General features: G+C 71.9%; 20 protein-coding genes. 10 read left to right on the top strand and 10 right to left on the bottom strand.

What is annotated here, in order from left to right; genetic code table 11:
- The first annotated feature begins 49 nt into the window (after positions 1-49).
- The 4 genes from ACFV9O_RS12360 to ACFV9O_RS12345 all read left to right on the top strand — a co-directional run bounded on the left by ACFV9O_RS12360 (position 50) and on the right by ACFV9O_RS12345 (position 4,576).
- Positions 50-952, top strand: a complete 903-nt coding sequence (locus ACFV9O_RS12360; protein ID WP_385415947.1) for an alpha/beta hydrolase family protein — start codon at positions 50-52, stop codon at positions 950-952.
- A 154-nt stretch (positions 953-1,106) separates the two neighbouring features.
- Complete coding sequence (locus ACFV9O_RS12355; RefSeq protein WP_385415945.1) at positions 1,107-2,438, top strand: sensor histidine kinase; 1,332 nt, start codon at positions 1,107-1,109, stop codon at positions 2,436-2,438.
- Positions 2,435-3,094 carry a response regulator gene (locus ACFV9O_RS12350; RefSeq protein WP_385415942.1) on the top strand — a complete coding sequence of 220 codons (660 nt, stop codon included), beginning with the start codon at positions 2,435-2,437 and terminating at the stop codon, positions 3,092-3,094. Before ACFV9O_RS12355 ends, ACFV9O_RS12350 begins: the two co-directional genes overlap by 4 nt.
- A 222-nt stretch (positions 3,095-3,316) precedes the next feature.
- Positions 3,317-4,576 (top strand): cytochrome P450, encoded by a 1,260-nt coding sequence (locus tag ACFV9O_RS12345; protein WP_385415940.1) that lies wholly within the window; start codon positions 3,317-3,319, stop codon positions 4,574-4,576.
- A 48-nt stretch (positions 4,577-4,624) separates the two neighbouring features.
- On the opposite strand, the gene ACFV9O_RS12340 is transcribed toward ACFV9O_RS12345, so the two are convergent.
- From ACFV9O_RS12340 to ACFV9O_RS12330, 3 genes are all read right to left on the bottom strand, one after another.
- Positions 4,625-4,972: a hypothetical protein gene (locus ACFV9O_RS12340; protein WP_385415939.1), complete on the bottom strand. Its 348-nt coding sequence runs from the start codon at positions 4,970-4,972 to the stop codon at positions 4,625-4,627.
- Positions 4,973-5,157: 185 nt separating this feature from the next.
- A complete protein-coding gene (locus ACFV9O_RS12335; protein ID WP_385415936.1) occupies positions 5,158-6,774 on the bottom strand; it encodes an ABC transporter permease in 1,617 nt (538 codons plus the stop codon).
- Positions 6,771-7,712: an ATP-binding cassette domain-containing protein gene (locus ACFV9O_RS12330; RefSeq protein WP_385415933.1), complete on the bottom strand. Its 942-nt coding sequence runs from the start codon at positions 7,710-7,712 to the stop codon at positions 6,771-6,773. Before ACFV9O_RS12330 ends, ACFV9O_RS12335 begins: the two co-directional genes overlap by 4 nt.
- Before the next feature lie 140 nt (positions 7,713-7,852).
- Here ACFV9O_RS12330 and ACFV9O_RS12325 point away from each other — a divergent pair, with 140 nt between their 5' ends.
- Entirely contained in the window at positions 7,853-8,308 is a 456-nt protein-coding gene (locus ACFV9O_RS12325) for a GbsR/MarR family transcriptional regulator (RefSeq protein WP_385416027.1), read from the top strand.
- A 31-nt stretch (positions 8,309-8,339) separates the two neighbouring features.
- Here ACFV9O_RS12325 and ACFV9O_RS12320 read toward each other — a convergent pair whose 3' ends face one another.
- Together ACFV9O_RS12320 and ACFV9O_RS12315 are read right to left on the bottom strand one after the other, a co-directional pair.
- Positions 8,340-8,468, bottom strand: coding sequence for a hypothetical protein (locus tag ACFV9O_RS12320; protein WP_385415931.1), 129 nt, complete (start codon positions 8,466-8,468; stop codon positions 8,340-8,342).
- A gap of 108 nt (positions 8,469-8,576) precedes the next feature.
- Positions 8,577-9,407, bottom strand: a complete 831-nt coding sequence (locus tag ACFV9O_RS12315; protein ID WP_385415928.1) for a diacylglycerol kinase — start codon at positions 9,405-9,407, stop codon at positions 8,577-8,579.
- A gap of 142 nt (positions 9,408-9,549) precedes the next feature.
- Here ACFV9O_RS12315 and ACFV9O_RS12310 point away from each other — a divergent pair, with 142 nt between their 5' ends.
- Positions 9,550-10,833: an adenylosuccinate synthase gene (locus ACFV9O_RS12310; RefSeq protein WP_385415925.1), complete on the top strand. Its 1,284-nt coding sequence runs from the start codon at positions 9,550-9,552 to the stop codon at positions 10,831-10,833.
- An 85-nt stretch (positions 10,834-10,918) separates the two neighbouring features.
- Here ACFV9O_RS12310 and ACFV9O_RS12305 read toward each other — a convergent pair whose 3' ends face one another.
- Entirely contained in the window at positions 10,919-11,878 is a 960-nt protein-coding gene (locus ACFV9O_RS12305; RefSeq protein WP_385415924.1) for a GlxA family transcriptional regulator, read from the bottom strand.
- Between the two features lie 114 nt (positions 11,879-11,992).
- On the opposite strand from ACFV9O_RS12305, the gene ACFV9O_RS12300 reads away from it, so the two are divergent.
- Positions 11,993-12,289, top strand: a complete 297-nt coding sequence (locus ACFV9O_RS12300; protein WP_385415922.1) for a putative quinol monooxygenase — start codon at positions 11,993-11,995, stop codon at positions 12,287-12,289.
- Between the two features lie 33 nt (positions 12,290-12,322).
- Positions 12,323-12,628, top strand: a complete 306-nt coding sequence (locus tag ACFV9O_RS12295) for a DUF4326 domain-containing protein (protein ID WP_385415919.1) — start codon at positions 12,323-12,325, stop codon at positions 12,626-12,628.
- A gap of 155 nt (positions 12,629-12,783) precedes the next feature.
- Here the strand turns inward: ACFV9O_RS12295 and ACFV9O_RS12290 are convergent, their stop codons facing one another.
- The 4 genes from ACFV9O_RS12290 to ACFV9O_RS12275 all read right to left on the bottom strand — a co-directional run bounded on the left by ACFV9O_RS12290 (position 12,784) and on the right by ACFV9O_RS12275 (position 18,319).
- Positions 12,784-14,343, bottom strand: a complete 1,560-nt coding sequence (locus ACFV9O_RS12290; protein ID WP_385415917.1) for a substrate-binding domain-containing protein — start codon at positions 14,341-14,343, stop codon at positions 12,784-12,786.
- A 75-nt stretch (positions 14,344-14,418) separates the two neighbouring features.
- Positions 14,419-15,825 (bottom strand): Ig-like domain repeat protein, encoded by a 1,407-nt coding sequence (locus tag ACFV9O_RS12285; RefSeq protein ID WP_385415915.1) that lies wholly within the window; start codon positions 15,823-15,825, stop codon positions 14,419-14,421.
- 348 nt (positions 15,826-16,173) lie between these two features.
- Positions 16,174-16,395 carry an IPT/TIG domain-containing protein gene (locus ACFV9O_RS12280; RefSeq protein ID WP_385416024.1) on the bottom strand — a complete coding sequence of 74 codons (222 nt, stop codon included), beginning with the start codon at positions 16,393-16,395 and terminating at the stop codon, positions 16,174-16,176.
- Positions 16,396-16,465: 70 nt separating this feature from the next.
- On the bottom strand, positions 16,466-18,319 hold the full coding sequence (locus ACFV9O_RS12275; protein ID WP_385415913.1) for a serine/threonine-protein kinase: 1,854 nt from the start codon (positions 18,317-18,319) through the stop codon (positions 16,466-16,468).
- Between the two features lie 197 nt (positions 18,320-18,516).
- Here ACFV9O_RS12275 and ACFV9O_RS12270 point away from each other — a divergent pair, with 197 nt between their 5' ends.
- Positions 18,517-19,407, top strand: a complete 891-nt coding sequence (locus tag ACFV9O_RS12270; RefSeq protein WP_385415911.1) for a glycoside hydrolase family 19 protein — start codon at positions 18,517-18,519, stop codon at positions 19,405-19,407.
- Between the two features lie 318 nt (positions 19,408-19,725).
- Positions 19,726-20,610 carry a hypothetical protein gene (locus tag ACFV9O_RS12265; RefSeq protein WP_385415910.1) on the top strand — a complete coding sequence of 295 codons (885 nt, stop codon included), beginning with the start codon at positions 19,726-19,728 and terminating at the stop codon, positions 20,608-20,610.
- The last annotated feature ends 8 nt before the right edge of the window (positions 20,611-20,618 follow it).

Genomic DNA, 20,618 nt, shown 5'->3' with positions numbered 1-20,618 from the left:
CCCCGCTGGTCAGGCCAATTCGGCCCCCTCACCGAAAGGTTGGAGCAGCATGCCGGACCCCGCCGCGCGCGACGCCGCCGCTCGTGATGCTGCCGAGGAAGCCTCCGCCCTGTCGCATCCGGCCGTCGCCCCGGACGCCACGGCCGCGTACGGCGAACACCCCGACCAGGTCGTCGACTTCTTCGCCCCCCGCGGCGACCAGGAGCGGGCGCCGCTGGTCGTGATGCTGCACGGCGGGGCGTGGCGGGCGCCGTACGACCGGCAGCACGTCACGCCGTTCGCGGACTTCCTGGCGCGGCGCGGTTTCGCCGTCGCCAACGTGGAGTACCGCCGGGGCGGTTCGCTGCCCCAGCAGCGGGACGAGGAGAACTCCGGCGGTCCGGTCGCCGGTCGCTGGCCGGAGACCTTCGACGACGTGGCGGCGGCGATGGACGCGCTGCCCGAGCTGGTCCGTACGGCGCTGCCGCAGGCCGATCCCCGGCGCACGGTCGTCACCGGCCACTCGGCGGGGGGCCATCTCGCGCTGTGGGCCGCCGCCCGTCATGTGCTGCCCGAGGGCGCGCCGCCCGCGTGGCGGCTGCCGGCGCCGCCGCCCCTGCGGGGAGTCGTGGCGCTCGCCCCGATCGCGGACCTCGGCCGGGCGGTCGAGCTGTCCGTGTGCGGCGGGGCGGTGCGCCAGCTGCTGGGCGAAGGCGCGCAGTTCGAGGAGCGGGCGAAGTACGCCGACCCGGCGCTGCTGCTGCCCACCGGGATCGCGACGACCGTCGTCCAGGGCCGTGAGGACACCGTCGTTCCGCAGGCCGTCGCCGAGGCGTACGTCGACGCGGCGGCGAAGGCGGGCGAGACGGTCGGCCTCACGCTCCTCGAGGACGTCGGACACTTCCCGCTGATCGATCCGGCGGCCGACGCGTGCGCGGTGGTGGCGGAGGAGCTCGCCCAGCTCGCCTGGTGAAACCCCTTCCCGGGCACCCCCACGGCACCGGGCACACCGGACGCCCACCGGCCGGGGCCCGTGGGGCGGAGCCCCGCGTAGTACCTGGGACGGACGCGGAAGGATCCCCTTCGCAGGTGACGACCGCGTCCGCCCGCCCCCGTACCTTGGCGATGTGACCGATACGCAGACCACGCAGCACATCAAGCGCACCGACGCCGAGAGCCGCAGCCCCGAGTTCCGCCTGGCCATGGGCGCGCTCAGCGGTCTGCGGCAGGACCTCTTCCAGAACGCCTTCGCGTACCGCCCGCTGGCGCCGATGGCGACGGACGGCTCCGTGACCCGGCGGCTGCCGGGCCGGATACGCCAGGCCGCGGCGTGGACCCCGCACGCGATCGTGGCGGGCGGCGCCCTGATGGTGCTGCTCTTGGGCGCCACCACCACAAGCGCGTACGGACCGGTCGCCTTGTTCATCGCGGCCGTCCCGGCGGTCGTTGTGCTGATGACGCTGGTCCGGCCGGTGCTGGCCTTCTGGGCGTCGCTGGCCTCCACTCCGTTCGTCACCGTGCTCGTCGGCTCCTGGGACGGCGATTGGCCGTGGCCGCCGGTCTCCTTCGCCGCGCACCTCGCCGTCCTGACCGTCGTGGCGGCGCGGACCCGGCCGCGCACCGCCCTCTGGATGTGGCTGCTGACCGGTGCGTACGGGCTCTTCGCCGAGGTCTTCCTGGGGCCCGGGTCCTTCAGCAACACCTTCCCGATGATGTTCGTGTCGGCCATGGTGCTGCTCGTGGTGGCCCTGGCCCATGTGCGCCGTGACGCGAAGCGGGAGGTCGCCGTCCAGCAGAGCGTGACCGCGGTCGAGCGCGACCGCCGCACGCTGCTGGAGGAGCGCACCACCATCGCCCGTGAGCTGCACGACGTGGTGGCCCACCACATGTCGGTCGTCGCGATCCAGGCCGAGGCCGCGCCGTACCGCGTCGAGAACCCGCCGCCCGAGCTGGAGCAGGCCTTCGCCACGATCCGCGAGAACGCCGTGGCCGCGCTCACCGAACTGCGCCGCGTCCTCGGCGTCGTACGAGCCGAGGACTACGAGGCACCGGACGCACCGCAGCCGACGCTCGCCGACCTCGAAGGGCTGCTGCGCAACGTCCGCGACGCGGGCCTGGAGGTGGACCTGGCGGTCACGGGCGCGGTCCGTGAGCTTCCGCAGGGCGTCGAGCTGTCGGCGTACCGGATCATCCAGGAGGCGCTGAGCAACGCGCTGCGGCACGCCCCCGGCGCGCCGGCGAAGGTCGAGGTCGCGTACGTGCTCGGCGGTCTCGGCCTGCGGATCGTCAACGGCCCGCCCCAGGGGCTGGTCAAGCCCTCGCAGGGGGCCGGTCACGGCATCACGGGCATGCGGGAGCGGGTGACCATGCTGAACGGCGAGATGACGGCCGAGCCGACGGAGGACGGCGGCTACGAGGTCGCCGCGTTCCTCCCCGTGGCGAGGGATGAAGCCGCATGACCATCCGTGTGCTGATCGTCGACGACCAGATGATGGTCCGCGAAGGCTTCTCCGTCCTGCTGAACGCGATGCCCGACATCGAGGTGATCGGCGAGGCGGTCAACGGCCGCGAGGCCATCGCCCAGGTCACCGCGCTGCGTCCGGACGTCGTCCTGATGGACATCCGGATGCCCGAGCTCAACGGCATCGAGGCGACCCGCGAGATCGTCGCGGCCGACACCGACGCGAAGGTGCTGGTGCTGACGACGTTCGACCTCGACGAGTACGTGTACCAGGCCCTGCGCGCCGGGGCCTCCGGCTTCCTCCTCAAGGACGCATCGGCCCGGCAGCTCGCGGACGGCGTCCGGGTCGTGGCGGCGGGCGAGGCGCTCCTCGCGCCGACGGTCACGCGCCGTCTGATCACCGAGTTCTCCCGCATCTCCACGGCCCCGCGGCCGCCGGCGATGGCCCGGATCGGCGATCTGACGGAGCGCGAGACGGAGGTGCTGGTGCTGATCGCGCAGGGCCTGTCGAACGCGGAGATCGCGTCGCACCTCGTGGTGGCCGAGTCCACGATCAAGACGCACGTCAGCCGCATCCTGGTGAAGCTGGGCCTGCGCGACCGCACCCAGGCGGCGGTCTTCGCCTACGAGGCGCGGCTGGTGACGCCGTCGTAGGGCGCGGCCACACTCCAGCCTGTCCGGCGTTTGAGGACTGACATGCGGGCCGCTCGGGCGGTGGTGGCACAGTCAGCCTGTCCGGTGTTCGAGGACGGACACCCGGGGCGCCCGGGCGCTGCGAGGCACGGACCGGGGGGCCGGGGTGAGGCCCCGGCTCGGGAAGGCCCACCGCAGGCGGACCTGTCGCCAGACGGGCATCGCGCGGGCTAGCGTCCGCACATGGACGTGCCCTTCGAACCCTGGTCCCCCGGCTTCGTCGCCGACCCCTACCCCGCCTACGCGGACCTTCGCGCCCGGGGCCGCGTGCACTGGTTCGAGCCCACCCGGCAGTGGCTCGTCCCGCACCACGCGGACGTGTCCGCGCTGCTGCGGGACCGGCGGCTGGGGCGGACGTATCTGCACCGCTTCACGCACGAGGAGTTCGGCCGCACACCCCCGCCCGCCGCGCACGAGCCGTTCCACACGCTCAACGACCACGGCCTGCTCGATCTCGAGGCTCCCGACCACACGCGGATCCGGCGCCTGGTGACGAAGGCGTTCACGCCGCGGACCGTGCAGGCGCTGGAGCCGACCGTGCGGCGGCTGGCCGCAGGGCTGGTCGCCGACCTGAAGAAGGCGGGCGGGGGCGATCTCCTCGCGGAGGTCGCCGAGCCGCTTCCGGTCGCCGTCATCGCGGAGATGCTCGGGATCCCAGAGGCGGACCGGGACCTGCTGCGGCCCTGGTCGGCGGACATCTGCGGGATGTTCGAGCTCAACCCGTCCGAGGAGACGGCGGCACGAGCCGTCCGCGCCTCCCTCGAATTCTCGGCGTATCTGCGGGAGTTGATCGCCGAACGGCGCGAGAACCCGGGCGAGGACCTGATCTCGGCGCTGATCGCCGCGTACGAGGAGAATGAGGAGGTGGGGCCCGAAGGGCCTCCGCGCAAGGGCGGTGGCGGGAGACGGGCGGGACGGCTCAGCGAACAGGAGATGGTCTCCACCTGCGTGCTGCTGCTGAACGCCGGCCACGAGGCGACCGTCAACACCACCGCGAACGGCTGGTGGACGCTCTTCCGCCATCCCGGGAAGCTGGCCGCCCTGCGCGCCGACCACTCCCTGCTGTCCACAGCCGTGGAGGAACTGATGCGCTACGACACCCCGCTCCAGCTCTTCGAGCGCTGGGTCCTCGACGACATCGAGATCGGCGGCACGCTCGTCCCCCGGGGCTCCGAGCTCGCGCTCCTGTTCGGCTCGGCCAACCGCGACCCGGCCCGTTTCGACCGGCCCGACGAGCTGGACCTGGCCCGCCCGGACAACCCGCACATCACCTTCGGTGCGGGCATCCACTACTGCCTGGGGGCTCCGCTGGCCCGGATAGAACTGGCCGCGTCGTTCGGGGAACTGCTGCGGGAGGCGCCGACGATGCGGCTCGTGGCGGAGCCGGAGTGGAAACCGGGGTTCGTGATCAGGGGGCTGCGGGAGCTGCGCGTCGAGCTGTGACATGGGGGCTTCGCCCTCCAGGCCCTCGGGGACGTGACGCAGGCGCCCTTAGTACACGAACTCCGGCCGCTCGTACGGCGTCCACCACGCCGTCAGCCCCCAGACCGCCAGCCCGAGCGCCCCCACGGCCACGACCGCCGCGACCCAGGGGCGGCCCAGCCGGCGCCGCGTCAGCGCCCAGGCCGCGAGCGGGACGAGCGCGCCGCCGAGCGCGATGAGCGGGAGGTCGACGTAGAGCACGCTCAGGTCGCGGTGCCGTCCCTCGAACCCGCCGGTGATGCTGATCCGCGCGAGCGGCGCCCATGCGAGCACTGCGGTCGCGGCGCCGACGGCTGCCAGGAGGAGGCCGGCACACCCCGCGGCGTCCCGGCTCGTGCCCGTGTTCTCTCGGCTCATGCCCACGACGGACGCGGCCCCGTTGCCCGCGATTCCCGCCGGCGCGCGGTACCGGCATTCCGCGGTAACAGGGTTGCCCGCGGCCGCCTGGCAGCACGCCGTACCAGCAGCACGCGGCGCCCGGACTCCGCTACAGGTCCGGGCGCCACGCGTTCGAAGGGCGGAGGCAGAGGCGGGGCGGGGCGTCAGGTGATCAGGTCCCGGCGGCGCAGCCCCGCCAGGCCCGCCGCCACCAAGGCCGTGGCCAGCGCCGTCAGGACCAGCACCGGCGCCCACTGCATCTCGGGGCCCGGAAGCGAGGGCAGGTGCTCGAACGGCGACAGGTTCATCACCGTCTGCGGCAGGTCCAGCGCGGGGCCGATCCAGCCGAGTCCCAGGGACAGGCCCGCCGCCGCCCACGCGATCATCACCGCTTTCGGGAAGGCGCCGTGCAGCAGCACCGCGACGGCGCCCAGCACCCAGATCGCCGGGAGCTGCACGAGGCAGGCGCCCAGGATCGGGCCGAGGTCCTGCCCGTACCCGAGGGCCAGCCCCGCGCCGCCGAGCAGCATCATGAGCGCCGCCCCGCCGAAGGCGATGAGCAGGTGGCCGGCCGCCCACCGCACGCGTCCCACAGCCGAGGCCAGCAGCGGTTCGGCGCGCTGCCCGGTCTCCTCGCCGTGCAGTCGCAGCACCGCCTGCACGATGTACAGCGCGGTCACCATGCCGAGCATGCCGACCATGCCGGCCAGGAAGGCGTTGGTGAGGCCGGACTGGCCGCCCATCCGCTCGATGATCTCGCGGGTCCGCTCGGAGTCGCCGACCAGTTCGGTGGCGCCTTCGGTGATGCCGCCGAACATGATGCCGGTGGCCAGCAGGCCGATGCCCCAGCCGAGCACACTGCCGCGCTGCAGCCGCCACGCGAGTCCGCCGGCCGTGGCGATGCGCCCGACGGCGGGGCCCGGCCGGGTCGGCAGGAAGCTCATGCCGATGTCGCGCCGCCCCGCCAGGTTGAACGCGACGACGGCCTGCACCGCGATCGCCCCGGCGAACATCAGCAGGATCCACCAGCGCTCGTCGGCGAAGGCCCGCATGTTCTCGGCCCAGCCGACCGGCGACACCCAGGTCAGCACGGACGAGCCGTCGTTGGACCCGGCGTCGCCCGCGGCCCGCAGTACGAACGCGAACCCGAGCACGGCCGCGGTCAGCCCCTTGGCGAGGCGCGCGCTCTCGGTGAGCTGTGCGGTGATCCCCGCCATGGTGGCGAAGAGCATGCCGACGCCGCCGATGGCGACCCCGAGCGCCAGCGCGCCCTCCCCTCCCTCGCCCTGGAGGCCGGCCGCGATGATCAGGGCCAGCGCCGCGTTGGCGACGAGCGCGGTGAGCAGCGCCGCGGTCAGCGGGGCGCGCCGCCCCACCACCGCCGAGGACAGCAGCTCCTGACGGCCCGTCTCCTCCTCCTCGCGGGTGTGCCGGATCACGATGATCAGGCTCATGATCCCGGCCAGCAGTGCGCCGAAGGTGACGTAGCGCCAGGCGACGATGCCGCCGACCGAGTCGCTGAAGGCCGGACCGTACAGGGCGCGCAGCGAGCCGTTGCCCGACATGGTGCTGACGACGCCGGCCCGGTCGGCGGCCGTGGCGTACAGCGTCCTGAGGGAGTTCGGGGCGCTGCTGATCACACCGCCGGTCACGAGCACCCAGAGGGGCAGCATGATCCGGTCGCGGCGCAGCGCGAGCCGCAGGAGCGCTCCCGTGCCGGCCATGGGGCGTGAGCCGCCCGAGCGCCGGGTGAACCCCGCGGTCTGTGCGACGGCGGTCATCGTGACATCGCCTCTTCCGTGCCCGCGTCGCGTACGTCGCCGCCTGCGTCGCGTACGTCGTCCTGGTAATGGCGCAGGAACAGCTCCTCCAGCGTGGGCGGGGTGCTGGTCAGCGACCGCACGCCCGACTCGGTGAGCGAACGCAGCACCGCGTCCAGCTTGTCCGTGTCGACCTGGAGCTTGACGCGCCTGCCCTGGATGTCCAGGTCGTGCACACCGGGCAGATGGGTGAGCCCGTTGGGTGCGCCCGCGAGCTCCGCGCTCACGCTCGTACGGGTCAGATGCCGCAGATCCGCGAGCGAGCCGCTCTCGACGGTCCGCCCCTTGCGGATGATGCTGACCCGGTCGCAGAGCGCCTCGACCTCGCTCAGCACATGGCTGGAGAGCAGGACCGTCCTGCCGCGGTCGCGCTCCTCGGCCACGCACTGCTGGAAGACCTCTTCCATCAGGGGGTCGAGGCCGCTCGTCGGCTCGTCGAGGATGAGCAGCTCGACATCGGACGCGAAGGCGGCGACGAGGGCGACCTTCTGCCGGTTGCCCTTCGAGTACGTACGCCCCTTCTTGGTCGGGTCCAGTTCGAACCGCTCGACCAGCCGGTCGCGGCGCGCCTTGTCGAGGCCGCCGCGGAGCCGGCCGTAGAGGTCGATGACCTCACCGCCGGAGAGGTTGCGCCAGAGCGTCACGTCGCCGGGGACGTACGCGAGCCGCCGGTGCAGCTCGACCGCGTCCTTCCAGGGGTCCCTGCCGAGCAGCCGGGCGGCGCCGGAGTCGGCGTGCAGCAGGCCCAGGAGGACTCGGATGGTGGTGGACTTCCCGGAGCCGTTGGGGCCGAGGAAGCCGTGGACCTCACCGGTCTCGACCGCGAGGTCGAGGCCGTCCAGTGCGTGTGTGCGCCCGAACGACTTGTGCAGTCCGGCGACCGTGATTGCCTTCGTCATGATTCAGAACGTACGCTGGGTTCACAAATTTGTGAAGTTAAGGAAGCGTATAAACTCGGCGCAGGGGCGTGAGCAGGGGAGATGATCCGGTGGTGACTGAACAGACCGAGAAGAAGCCGGGCGAGCGGGACGAAGCGGCGGTGTCCGACTTCGTCGAACGCTTCGCGGCGCAGCTCGTCGAGGCGGGCATGACGCGCATGCCCGCCCGGGTCTTCGCCGCCCTGCTCGCGTCCGACACCGGCACGCTGACCTCGGCCGAGCTCGGCGAACAGCTCCAGGTCAGCCCCGCCGCGGTCTCCGGCGCCGTGCGCTACCTCTCGCAGCAGCACATGGTCTCGCGGGAGCGCGAGCCCGGATCGCGACGCGAGCGCTACCGCGTCCACAGCAACCAGTGGTACGAGGCGCTGACGAACCGCGACGCGGTCATCAAGCGGTGGTCCGACGCCCTGCGCGAGGGCGTGGCCAGCCTCGGCCCGGACACCCCGGCCGGGCGGCGGCTGGCGGAGACCCTCGCGTTCTTCGACTTCGTCCAGGACGAGCTCGTCGACATGATGGAGCGCTGGCAGGTGCGCCGGCAGGAGCTCTTCGGCTCGTGAAGGGCTGTGCCCCCCGTGGCCTGACGGCGGCTCAGGCCGACGGGGCCCCGGCCACCGGCCGCCCCAGGTGCTCCCGGGTCTCCGGATCGCGCGGGTTCGGCTCCGCGTACGGATGCCGCGGCCAGTAGGCGCGCCCGTCGATCCATGGGACGACGACCACGGGCTCGCCCTGCCTTCGTGATCGGCGCCACGTCCTCCGGCCACGCGAGCCGGAGCCCGCCGCCCATGAATCGCGCCCCCGCCCCGCCCCGCCCTCGTCGGCGTGAAGCTACTCCGGCGGCGCCGCTGCCGGGAGGGTCAACGCCCACGCGTTCGGCCGCAGCGTCCAGGTCCGGTGCCGGACCGGGCCCGTGATCAGGGCGTCCGCGCGATAGCGGAAGCTGGGGCCCGAGACCGTGACGACCTTGGCCAGGGTCCGCAGGGGCTCCGCGCCCGACCGGCGCTTCACGATCACCTCCGCGGCGCCCTCGGCCGTGCGCACCCGTACGTTCTCGACCGGCTCGTTCAGGTCGCTGAGCAGCACCCCGTCCGCCTCGACCCGCAGCCGGTGCGTCTGCGCGGCCGGCGGGGCGGCGGGCGAAGCCGGGCGGACCAGCGTGCGGACGAGGGAGCGGCAGGTGTCCCAGACCGACGCGGGGTGTGCGGCGGAGGACGGTGCCGATCCGGGCGAGGCCGGGATCCGCAGATCCCCCAGCACCACGCCGTCGCTGTCGTCCACCAGCAGGTCCAGCGACTGCGCCACCCCGTCCAGCACTGAGCGCGCCGCGGCCACCGGCCCCGTCGGCACCCCCAGGGCCCGCGCCAGTTCCACCGACGCGCCGGCCCCCACCGGTACGAGCGACAGCGCCTCGTCCGCGAGCTCGCGCCCCCGGTGCAGAGCGGCGACCGCGCGCAGCAGGGCACGGTCGTCACCGACCACGACAGGCCGCCTGGCACCCCTTCGGGCCAGTGCCCGGCAAAATTCCTCGGGCCCGTCGGGCAGGCAGATTTTCGCCGCCGACCCGGCACACAACACATCCTTCACGATCCGAACGGACTCGCCGTCAATACGGCGGGCGACCGGGTCGATGACCACCAGGAGCTGGTCGTGAGCCGACACCTCGGTCCTTCCTCGGGTAGCATCTTTGTGCAAGAGCCCCTTGCGCTATTGCGCCAGGGGCTTCGTCTATTCCGGGGCACACCGGTTGGCGGCTCAGGCCCCCTGACCTTGGACATGCCCCGCCCGGAAGGGGTGTACGCCTGTGCCCGCACTTGTGCTGCTCGGTGCTCAGTGGGGTGACGAAGGCAAGGGAAAGGCCACCGACCTCCTCGGTGGATCCGTGGATTATGTGGTGCGTTACCAGGGTGGCAACAACGCCGGCCACACGGTCGTCGTCGGCGACCAGAAGTATGCGCTCCACCTCCTCCCTTCCGGAATCCTCTCGCCGGGGTGCACCCCGGTCATCGGCAACGGAGTCGTCGTCGACCCGGCTGTCCTGCTCTCCGAGCTGAGCGGGCTGAACGAGCGCGGCGTCGACACGTCCAAGCTCCTGATCAGCGGTAACGCCCATCTGATCACCCCGTACAACGTCACCCTCGACAAGGTGACGGAACGGTTCCTCGGCAAGCGCAAGATCGGCACCACCGGCCGCGGCATCGGCCCGACGTACGCCGACAAGATCAACCGCGTCGGCATCCGCGTCCAGGACCTCTACGACGAGTCGATCCTGGCGCAGAAGGTCGAGGCGGCGCTGGAGAACAAGAACCAGCTGCTCGCCAAGGTCTTCAACCGCCGCGCGATCGAGGCGGACAAGATCGTCGAGGAGATGCTGGGCTACGCCGAGCAGATCAAGCCGTACGTCGCCGACACGACGCTGATCCTGAACAACGCCATCGACGAGGGCAAGGTCGTCCTCTTCGAGGGCGGGCAGGGCACCCTCCTGGACGTCGACCACGGCACGTACCCCTTCGTCACCTCCTCCAACCCGACCGCCGGCGGTGCCTGCACCGGTGCCGGTGTCGGCCCGACGAAGATCAGCCGCGTCATCGGCATCCTCAAGGCGTACACGACCCGCGTCGGCGCCGGCCCGTTCCCGACCGAGCTCTTCGACGACGACGGCGAGGCCCTGCGCCGCATCGGCGGCGAGCGCGGTGTGACCACCGGCCGCGACCGCCGCTGCGGCTGGTTCGACGCGGTCATCGCCCGCTACGCCACCCGCGTCAACGGCCTGACCGACTTCTTCCTCACCAAGCTGGACGTGCTGACCGGCTGGGAGCAGATCCCGGTCTGCGTCGCGTACGAGATCGACGGCAAGCGCGTCGAGGAACTGCCGTACTCGCAGAGCGACTTCCACCACGCGAAGCCGGTGTACGAGTACCTGCCGGGCTGGTCCGAGGACATCACCAAGGCGAAGACCTTCTCCGATCTGCCGAAGAACGCGCAGGGGTACGTGAAGGCGCTGGAGGAGATGTCGGGCGCCCCGATCTCGGCGATCGGCGTCGGCCCCGGCCGCACCGAGACGATCGAGATCAACTCCTTCCTGTAAGCGCAGGCAAGCCAAGGCAAGGCAAGGCGTACGAAGCGGCCCGCGGGACACCGTTCCCGCGGGCCGCTTCCCTGTGCGCTCCTTGTCAGCGGGCGCGCAGGGTCCCCGCCGTGGTGCCGGTGCGTTCGCGCAGCAGGATCCGCAGGGTGTTCGCGTGCTCGTAGCCGACCTTGCGGGCGATGGAGTCCAGCGACAGGTCCGTGGTCCGCAGCAGATGCGTGGCCTGTTCGACGCGCAGGTCCTGGACGAAGCGCACGGGCGTGGTGCCCAGGACGCGGCGGACGGTGCGCTGGAGCGTGCGCTCGCTGACGCCGAGGGAGCGCGCCGCATCGGCCAGGCCGATCGGCTCGTCGAGATGCAGCCGCGCCCACCGCTCGAACGCGGCGACCAGGGGATCGCTCTGCGCCAGCGCGCTCGGGATCGTGTACGCGGACTGCGAGGGCCGTTCGTCGACGACCAGGTAGCGGGCGACGAGATCCGCGAGGGCCGGGCTGGTCATCCGCACGACGGCGAGCGCGAGGTCGACGTGCCCGAACGCCGCGCCGGCCGTGGTCACACCGTCCGATGTGGTCACCATCCGGGACTCGTCCAGCACGACGGCGGGGTACCGCTTGCGGAACACCGGCGCCAGCCACCAGGTGGTGGTCGCCTGCCGCCCGTCGAGCACTCCCGACTCGGCCAGGAGGAACGAGCCCGTGCACGCCGAGGCGACGGGCGTGCCCCGCCCGCGCACGTCGGCGACCAGCTCCCGGGCCGCTGCCATCGTGCTGCTCGACACCCGGTCGAGGAGCGCATCGGGCCGCCGTTCGGCCAGGGCGGGCGCCAGCAGCAGATCCGTGGCCGCGGCCGCGGCGACCGGCTCGGTCGTGACGAGGTGTCCCGCGCCGGTGCGCACCTGCCGCCGGAAGCCGATCTTCGTGACGTTCCAGGCCGGGGGCGGCTGCGGCAGTTCGCCGCGCATCGCGTTGGCCGCGTCCAGGACATCCAGTGCCGCACACAGCCCGGAGTCGAACACGCCGTCGTAGACAAGCACCGAGACATCCATGTCGTAAACGATATCGGATGAGTCGTTTACGACACTGGGGTCGGTTGGTTCGGCTTCCTAGGCTGAGTGACGTCCCCGAAGAACGGGGCACGACACCGAACTCATGGAGCGACGATGGACATCGGCCTGCTGGCCCGTATCGAGGCCAAGCCCGAGTACGCCGACCAGGTGGCGGACCTGCTGCGGAGCGCGCTGCAGCTCGCCGAGGAGGAGGAGCACACCGTCTCCTGGTTCGCCTTCCGGGAGAACGCCACGACCTTCGGCGTCTTCGACACCTTCGAGAACGAGGAGGGCCGGGCGGGACATCTGCGGGGCCGGATCGCCGCCGCCCTGATGGAGGCGGCGGAGACCATGCTGGCCTCGGCGCCCGACATCCGTCCCGTCGACCTCCTCGCGGTCAAACTGCCCTGAGGGTCCGCCGGGCCGAGCAGCGAGGATCTGCCCATGCACAGGACGACCGTGGTCAACCTCAAGGGACACCGCGACGACCCCGAGTACGCGGACGTCGTGTACGTCGGCCGTGCCGTGCACCGGGGCGGCCGGCACCTCGACGCCTCACCGCTCGCCGGCCCGTTCCGCCCGGGCCGCGACGGCACGCGGGACGAAGTGGTCGAGAAGTACCGCGCCCATCTGCTGCAGCGCCCCGAGCTGCTGGCCCGGCTCCCCGCCCTGCGCGGCCGCCGGCTCGGCTGCTGGTGTGTCCCGGAGCGCTGCCACGCCGAGGTGATCGCGGAACTCGCGGACGCCTAGGCCTGTCCGGCCCCTCGTACCCCGCCAGGTCCGGCTCCGTGCCGCGGTCGGAGCTGGGCACGCCCTCCGCGAAGAGCCGGATCGTGTGCGGGTCGCGGGTGCCGTCGTCCGCCGTGGAGCTGCCGACGATGTCGTTGGCTTTTGCCTGGCGGGTGTCAGTCGCCCGCATCCGTCAGCGGTCCTGGCTGCTGCTCCCCGCAGACCCGCAGCCCCTTCGGCGTCGCGCACGACAGATGGCCGTGGGTGGTGACGACGTCCTGGCCCCCGCCCTGCCGCATGTAGCCGAGGAAGCTGGAGGCGAGGGAGTCCGCGGGCGGCTGGCCGTAGGTGTACGCGTACTCGATCTCGCGGTACGGATACGCGCTGGTGCCGATGGTCTCCACCGAAGGGGGTTCGCCGTCGATGTCGAGGCGGTGGACTCCCTTCAGACCGGAACCGGCGCGCAGTTCGCTGTAGCCGATGGCGCCCGGAAGCTTGGCCACGGTGCTCAGTACCTGCTCCGTGCTGTCGAGTTCGCAGCGGATGACCTTCGATTCCGGGTCGTCGGTGCGCACGCAGTCGCGGGAGGAGTTGGCGGGCTCGTTGCGGCTGAGGACGCGGCGCTGGAAGACCTCGCGGGTGCCGGAGTTGGCGTCGCGGCTGACCAGCAGGATGCGCAGGTTCGTCCTGCCGTCGAGCTGCTTCCAGTTGGTGATCTCGCCGCGGTAGATGCCGCGGATCTGGTCGACGGAGAGGTTCCGCACCGGCACCTTCTCGTTGACGACGAGGGCGAAGGCGGAGACGGCGATCCGGTTCTCGCGCAGTTGCGGGAAGCCGCCCGGCTTGGGTCCGTCGGAGAGGGCGATCAGGGCCGGGGAGCCCTTCGTCGCCTTCTCGCCCGCCGCGGCGAGCGACCGTATCCCGGCCGCGCTGCCGTGGGCGTCCACGGTGACCTTCGAGCCCTCGCAGTCCTTCTCGTACTTCTTCGCCAGCTCGCGTACGACGGGTGCGAAGGCCGTCGAGCCCGTGATGGTCAGCTCGCCCTTGGCGCAGCCGATCGGCGGCCGGGTGTCGTCCCGTACGACGATGATCGTGGCGAGCGCGACCACGCAGAGGGTCAGCAGCACGGTGATGTTGCGGGCCGCTCTGCTGAAGAGCGGGGGCTTGTCGTCGGGCAGGACGGCGCGGTTGGGCATCACCTCGCCGTCCCGGATGCCGCCGGTGATCCGGACCTCGCAGCCGACCGGGCCGCCGGAGAGCAGTACGAGCAGCTTGAAGTGCTCGCCGCGGTTGAGGGGGACGCGCGGGATGTAGAGGGTGTTTCCGACGAACCGCAGGCCGGCGGCCGGGGTGAAGTGCTCGACGAGGTGTTCCGTGTCGCTGGGGTGGGTGACGGCGAGGCCGCGCACGAAGCGGTCGGTGAAATCGACCGTGAGGCCGTGGAGTTCACGGCCGGTGTAGTCGTTGTCGGCGATGCTCTGCGAGCCGTCGTTCTCGATGCGCAGGAGGACGAGCGTCCCGTCGGACATGTCGGGCGTGTCGTTGAACAGCCCGAGCCGGATGTTGGGGCGGCCGTTGCGTACGTTGCTGCCTATCGGCGTGTCCAGCTGGATGCGGTAGCCGATGCGCTTACGGCTCGGCACGCGGCGCTCGTACCAGAGCACGGCGACGGAGGCCAGGACGCCGAGCACAGCGGTGCCCACGGCCACGAGGTTCTCGGCGCTCACCCATTCCACGGATCGTCACCGTACGTGCATACGGCGTGAGTTCCGTCCGGAAGGCCGTTCCGTCGACCGATGTTCTCCGCCCGTTCAGACGCTGTGGAGTCGGCCTGCCGGACGGTGTCCCGTGTCGTGGTCGGCGTCGTGGTCGGCGTCGTGGTCCGGACGCTCCGGGTGGTCCGGGCGGTGGCCGTGATCGTGGTCCGGGTCGTCCGGACGGTCCTGGCAGCGGCCGGGGCCGCTCCAGTCGTAGCCTGGCGCGACGGTGTGGATGAGGACGGGCGACGCGGATTCGGCGTACGTCGCGCCGCCGCTGTAGTGGGCGGTGAGGGAGTGGTCCCCGAGGGGCAGAGCGGGGATGACGAGGACCGCACTGCCGTTGTCGAGGGGGACGGTGCCCAGGGCCGTCGTGCCGTTGCGGAAGGTGACGCTGCCGTCGGCGGGCGTCCCGCCGCCGTCGGCTGACACGGTCGCGGTGAGGGTCACTTCCTGACGGCATGTGGACGGGCGTGGGGAAGAGGCGATCGACGTCGTGGTGGCCCCGTTGCGCAGGGTGCCGAAGGCGACGTCCAGTGGTCCGGTGCCGGCCTGGACGGTGAGGGCGACCTGGTCGGTGGCGGTGTTGATCACCGACACCGTGTTGCCGTTGCCGTTGGTGACGTAGGCCTTCGTGCCGTCGGGGGCGATCGCGACGTCGAGCGGTCCGGTGCCGACCGGGATGGCAGTCGTGACCTTGTCGGTCGCGGCGTTGATGACGGACACGGAGTTGTCGATCGCGTTGGTGACGTAGAGCTTCTTGCCGTCGGGCGTGATTCCGGCCCCGAACGGTCCGATGCCGACATTGAAGGTGGTGGTGACCTTGTCGGTGTCGGTGTTGATCACCGAGACGGAGTCGTCGTTGCTGTTGACGACGTAGGCCTTCGTGCCATTGGGCGAGACGACGACCGCGAGCGGTGCGGCGCCGACCGGGATGGTGGCCGTGACCTTGTCGGTCGTGGTGCTGATGACGGACACGGAGTTGCCGGCCGCGTTGGTGACGTAGACCTTGGCGCCGTCGGGCGAGACCGCGACACCGACAGGGAGCGTGCCGACCGGGATGGTGGCGCCGACCGTGTTGGCCGCAGTGTCGATCACCGACACCGTGTTGCTGTTCTGGTTGGTGACGTAGGCCTTGGCGCCGTCGGGGGTGACCGCCACTCTGACCGGTCCTGAGCCGACAGGGACGGGACTGCCGGCCACGGGAGCGGCCGGTTTCGCGACGTCGATCACGGACACGGTGCTGCTGCCTTCGTTGGTGACGTAGGCATAGGTCCCGGCGGGGACGGCCTGGGCCGCCGTCGCCGGGACCTGGGGGAGCAGGGCCGGGGAGAGAACGGCGAGGACCAGGGCGAGCAGCGCGGAGGCGGCGCGGCCCGCGGGGCCGAATGCGGTGCGGGCTGCCACCCGCCCGCCCCGTACCGCGCGCGGGGAACGGTTCGTCCGAATCCCAGGAGTCATGCCTGGTTCACCTCTCTTGACAGCCCCGCCGGCAGACGTCGCATCAGGCATGCGGGAGGGACGGGACCGGCCGCGGGCACGGGTCCCGCGGCCGGCACTCGACAAGCCACACTCACTGCATATCATCATCAAATGGCAAAGACCGGGCGTATTGCTCGGGACTGGATGGCGTCCGGGCCGGCCGGCCTGCGCCGTTCGCCCGCAGAGCGCCGCGCGGGGACGTTCCGGACCGCTGCGACGCCCGCTCCGCTTCGACCTGAATGGCCGTCACCATGCCGGAGCAACGGCGTGGCGGCCGCCGTCGGTCCTGCCGGCGTCTCCCCTTGCCTCCGGGGAAGGGGGTGTGGCTCAGGTGACGTACACGTACGGGACGCCAGAGCTGGTGCCTGCTGGGGTGTGCACGACGACCGTCGCGGTCCCCGGTGTCCCTCCGGGGGCGACGGCGACGACCTGCGTGCCGGAGACCACCGTGAAGGGCACCGGAACACCCCCGAAGCGCACTTCGTCGGCGTAGGTCAGGTTGCTGCCGGTGATGGTGACGGTGGTCCCGCCGAGGGCGGGACCCGAAATCCACCACGCGTCATTGACGGAGAGAAAGGCTCCCGTGGTCCCGCGGCCCGCCGCGGCGATCGGAGCCGGTTCAGCGGTCCCGGAAGTACTCCCCGGGCTCCCCGTCCGGCCCCATCCCGTACATGAGCAGGCGCTGCCTGCCCTCGAAGAGGTCGATACGCAGACTCTGCGACGCGCCGTCGGGCGAGCAGTCGGGGTCAAAGGCGCCGGCGTCGGGCACGCGCGGGCCGATGACGAGCAGGTTGTTGATGCCGCCCAGCACCGCCGTGGCGGCGCAGTGGACGGTCGCGTCGAGGGGCTCGCCGGTCGCCGGGTCGGTCTTCGGGTACGCATCCTCGAAGCGGACGAGCGGTGCGCCGACCGGGCCCTGGGTGATGGTGACGGTGTTGTCGAACAGGTCGTTCTGCTCGCCGCCGGCGAGTTCGTCGAAGTGCTGCTTCCATGTGCCCACGAAGGCCGCGGGGACGACCTGGGGGCCCGTCTTCGTCCTGCGGAACGTGGCCGTCACGGCGCCGGACGTCCACTCCATGACGTCCTGGGAGCGCATGGTGAGCGTCTGGTGCGCGGCGGGCAGGCACTCCTTCGCCGGGACGCTCGTGGTCACGTCGCTCTCGCCGAAGACGATCCTGTCGTCGTCCGCCGAGACGAGGACGGACCGTCCCATGCACAGCCGTTCGCCGGTGACCTGGACGTAGACCGCGGTCTTGCGGCCCTTCCGGCCCTGGCTGATCTCGATGCGGCCGGTCGACTTGGGATTGTCGTCGGCGCCTTTCAGCACGCCTTCCCAGGCGCCGATGAAGACGTCCGGCACATCACCGGCCTCGGCCCCGGCGGCATCTCCCGTCCCGGTGGTGCTCCCGGGCTCCTTCTCGTACGACTCGGGAGCCCGGTCCGGCCAGTACGTCGCGGCCAGTGCGCCGCCGCCCCCGAGCACCGCCACCGCACAGACGGCGGCGAGGACGGTACGCCCCCGGCGCCGCGTCGCCTTCGACCGGGGCTCCTCGCCGGGCACCGGTGTGGCCTCACCGGGCACTGGTGTGTCCGCGTCCAGCAGCCGGGCCGCCTGCGCGCCGAGCCGGGCCAGCAGCTCGGGGGGCAGCCAGGCGTCACCGGGGTCCGGTGACGTACGCGCCAGTTCGGCGGCGGTGGGCCGCCGGGCCGGGTCCTTGTCCAGACACGCCCGTACGAGCGGGGCGAGCGCCTCCGGCAGCCCCTGCAGATCCGGCTCGTCGTGCGCGATCCGGAACATGACGGCGTGGACGCCGCTCTCGGTCGACCCGAACGGCTGCCGTCCCGTGGCCGCGTACGCGAGCACCGCACCCACGCAGAAGACGTCCGACGCCGGGGTGATCTTCTCGCCCCGCACCTGCTCGGGGGACATGAAGCCGGGTGAACCGACGACGGCGCCCGTGCTGGTGAGCCCGCCGTCCGTGACCGTGTCCACCGCCCGCGCGATACCGAAGTCGATGATCCTCGGACCCTCCACGGCCAGCAGGATGTTGGAGGGCTTCAGATCGCGGTGCACGAGTCCGGCGGCGTGGATGTGGTCCAGGGCCCGCCCGAGTCCGGCCGCGAGCGTCCGCACCGAATCGGTGGGCAGCGGACCGTGGTCGTCCACGACGGTCCGCAGGGACGGGCCGGGTACGTACGCGACCGCCACCCATGGCGCGTCGGCCGCGGTGTCGGAGGCGATCAGCGCCGCGGTGCCGGTGCCGCCGACCCGCTCCAGCGCGGCGACCTCGCGTGCGAACCGCAGCCGGAACTCCCGCTGCGCGGCCAGCTCCGCGTGTACGACCTTCACGGCGACCGTACGTCCGCCCTCGGACCGGGCGAGATACACACGGCCCATTCCGCCGGTGCCGAGCCGGCCGAGGAGGCGGAACGGGCCCATACGGGTGGGGTCTTCGGGCGTCAGCGGGTCCACGGCCGGATCCTCGCACACCGGGCGCCGGCCGTCCCCGGCGCGAGCCGACCGCCCCTGCCGTGACAATCATGGTCTAGACCCTTGACAGGTCCAGACCATTCAGGTTCAGTGCTCAACACGTGTGACAGCACCACCCTTTGCATCCCCCACGACTCCAAACCCCCCACAGGGAAAGGCAGATAACGTTGTCACGACGCATGGTGAGCCTGGTCGCCGCCTTCGCGGCGATCCTCGGATTCGCGGTGTTCCTGCCCGGCTCGACGGCCGCGGCGGCCGACTGTGCCGCCGCCTGGAACTCCTCCGCCGTGTACACCAACGGCATGATCGCCTCCCACAACGGCCACAACTGGCAGGCCAAGTGGTGGACCCAGGGTGAGACTCCCGGCACGACCGGTGAGTGGGGCGTCTGGGCCGACCAGGGCACGTGCGGAACCGGCGGCGGCGATCCCGGCCCCGGCCCGTCCCCGTCCGGCTTCGTCGTCAGCGAGGCGCAGTTCAACCAGATGTTCCCGAACCGGAACGCCTTCTACACGTACAGCGGACTGACCGCGGCGATGAGCGCCTACCCCGCCTTCGCGAACACCGGAAGCGACACGGTCAAGAAGCAGGAGGCCGCGGCCTTCCTCGCCAATGTCTCGCACGAGACGGGCGGCCTGGTCCACATCGTCGAGCAGAACACCGCCAACTACCCCCACTACTGCGACGCGAGCCAGCCCTACGGCTGTCCGGCCGGCCAGGCCGCGTACTACGGCCGCGGCCCGATCCAGCTCAGCTGGAACTTCAACTACAAGGCCGCGGGCGACGCCCTCGGCATCGACCTGCTGGGCAACCCCTGGCGCGTCGAGCGCGAGTCGGCCGTCGCCTGGAAGACCGGCCTCTGGTACTGGAACACGCAGAACGGCCCGGGCACGATGACCGGCCACAACGCCATGGTCAACCAGGCGGGCTTCGGCCACACCATCCGCTCGATCAACGGCTCCCTGGAGTGCGACGGCAAGAACCCGGCGCAGGTCCAGAGCCGCGTTGACAACTACACCCGCTTCACCCAGATCCTGGGTGTGCCGACGGGCGGCAACCTGTACTGCTGACTCCCGTCCGCCAGGGACGGGCGCGGGGGCGGTACGGCGGCGGCCGTACCGCCCCCGCTCACTCGGACGGGTGATCTGTGTTCCGGGCGAGCGGGTGGACAGCTGGGGCCCTTCAGGTGCCGATCCAGACAAAACCGCAGGTCGGGCCCGGTCCGATTCCCGGGCTCCGGTGTCCCGAACTCCGGCTCTGGCCAATGCTGTTGGCACTTGCGCCGGCGACTTTGTGTGGGTGTACGGTCACCACCTGCACAGACGCACAAGAATGCCCCCGCGGTGCGCCAACACCCGGGGGCCCGACACCAGGAGCCCAAACTCCCGATGCGCATCCACCGTACTACCCCTACGCGTTCCTTCACCACGTTCACCAATGCGCTGTTGCGCGACGACAGCATCTCGTGGTGCGCGTCAGGCGTGCTGATGTACCTACTGAGCCTTCCGGATGGTGCGAAGGCGTCGATCCGCAGCCTCGCGGCCAAGCGCACGGAGGGCCGGGACCGGATCTCCGCGGCCCTCCGTGAGCTGGAGGTGTCCGGGTATCTGCGCCGCGTGCTGAGGCAGAACCCCGAGACGGGGACGCTCGCCACCGTCTACGAGGTGTACGACGCGCCTCACGACGTGTCCGAGGAGCGGCCGGAGGCCGGGGCACAGGAAGTTGACCGAAACCTGGCCTCCGGTGAACCGGACAACGGCGCCCCAGGCCCGCTCCCTTCGGGAGAAAAGACCAGGGAACAAGAACCTCCCTCCCCGGCGCCGGTGCCCCCGCCGGTCCCTGCCGCACCGCCGACCCCGGCCGCCGCGCTGCTCACGTCGCTGGCACGGCGCGAGCCGCGCCTCGCCCTCGGCGCGGCGGAGGCGGAGCGGCTGGCGCCTCTGGTCGAGCAGTGGTGGGCCGTCGGTGCGAGTGACGCGACGATCCGGGCCGCGCTGACCGAAGGGCTGCCGCGTCCCGTGCACGCCCCGGCCGCGCTGCTCGCCGACCGCCTGATCCGCAAACTGCCCGCTCCGCCCCCACCGCCGCCGCCCGCGCCGGCGGAGTGCGAGGAGTGCCGCGCGCCCGTCGCGGCGGGCGGGGCGTGCCGGAACTGCGCACCCGTGCCGGATGCCGGACAGGACCGCGCGGTCGGCGGCTTCGTCGCGGCCGCGCGACGAGGCGGGGCAGCGGCACGGGCCCTGCTGCGCGGTGCGCCGCCGTGTCCGGCCTGACGGCCGGC

This window comes from Streptomyces sp. NPDC059909, from assembly GCF_042730885.1.
Lineage (GTDB): Bacteria > Actinomycetota > Actinomycetes > Streptomycetales > Streptomycetaceae > Streptomyces.
Note: the sequence above shows the minus strand (reverse complement) of the source record. Positions and strands in the feature narration are given on the sequence as shown.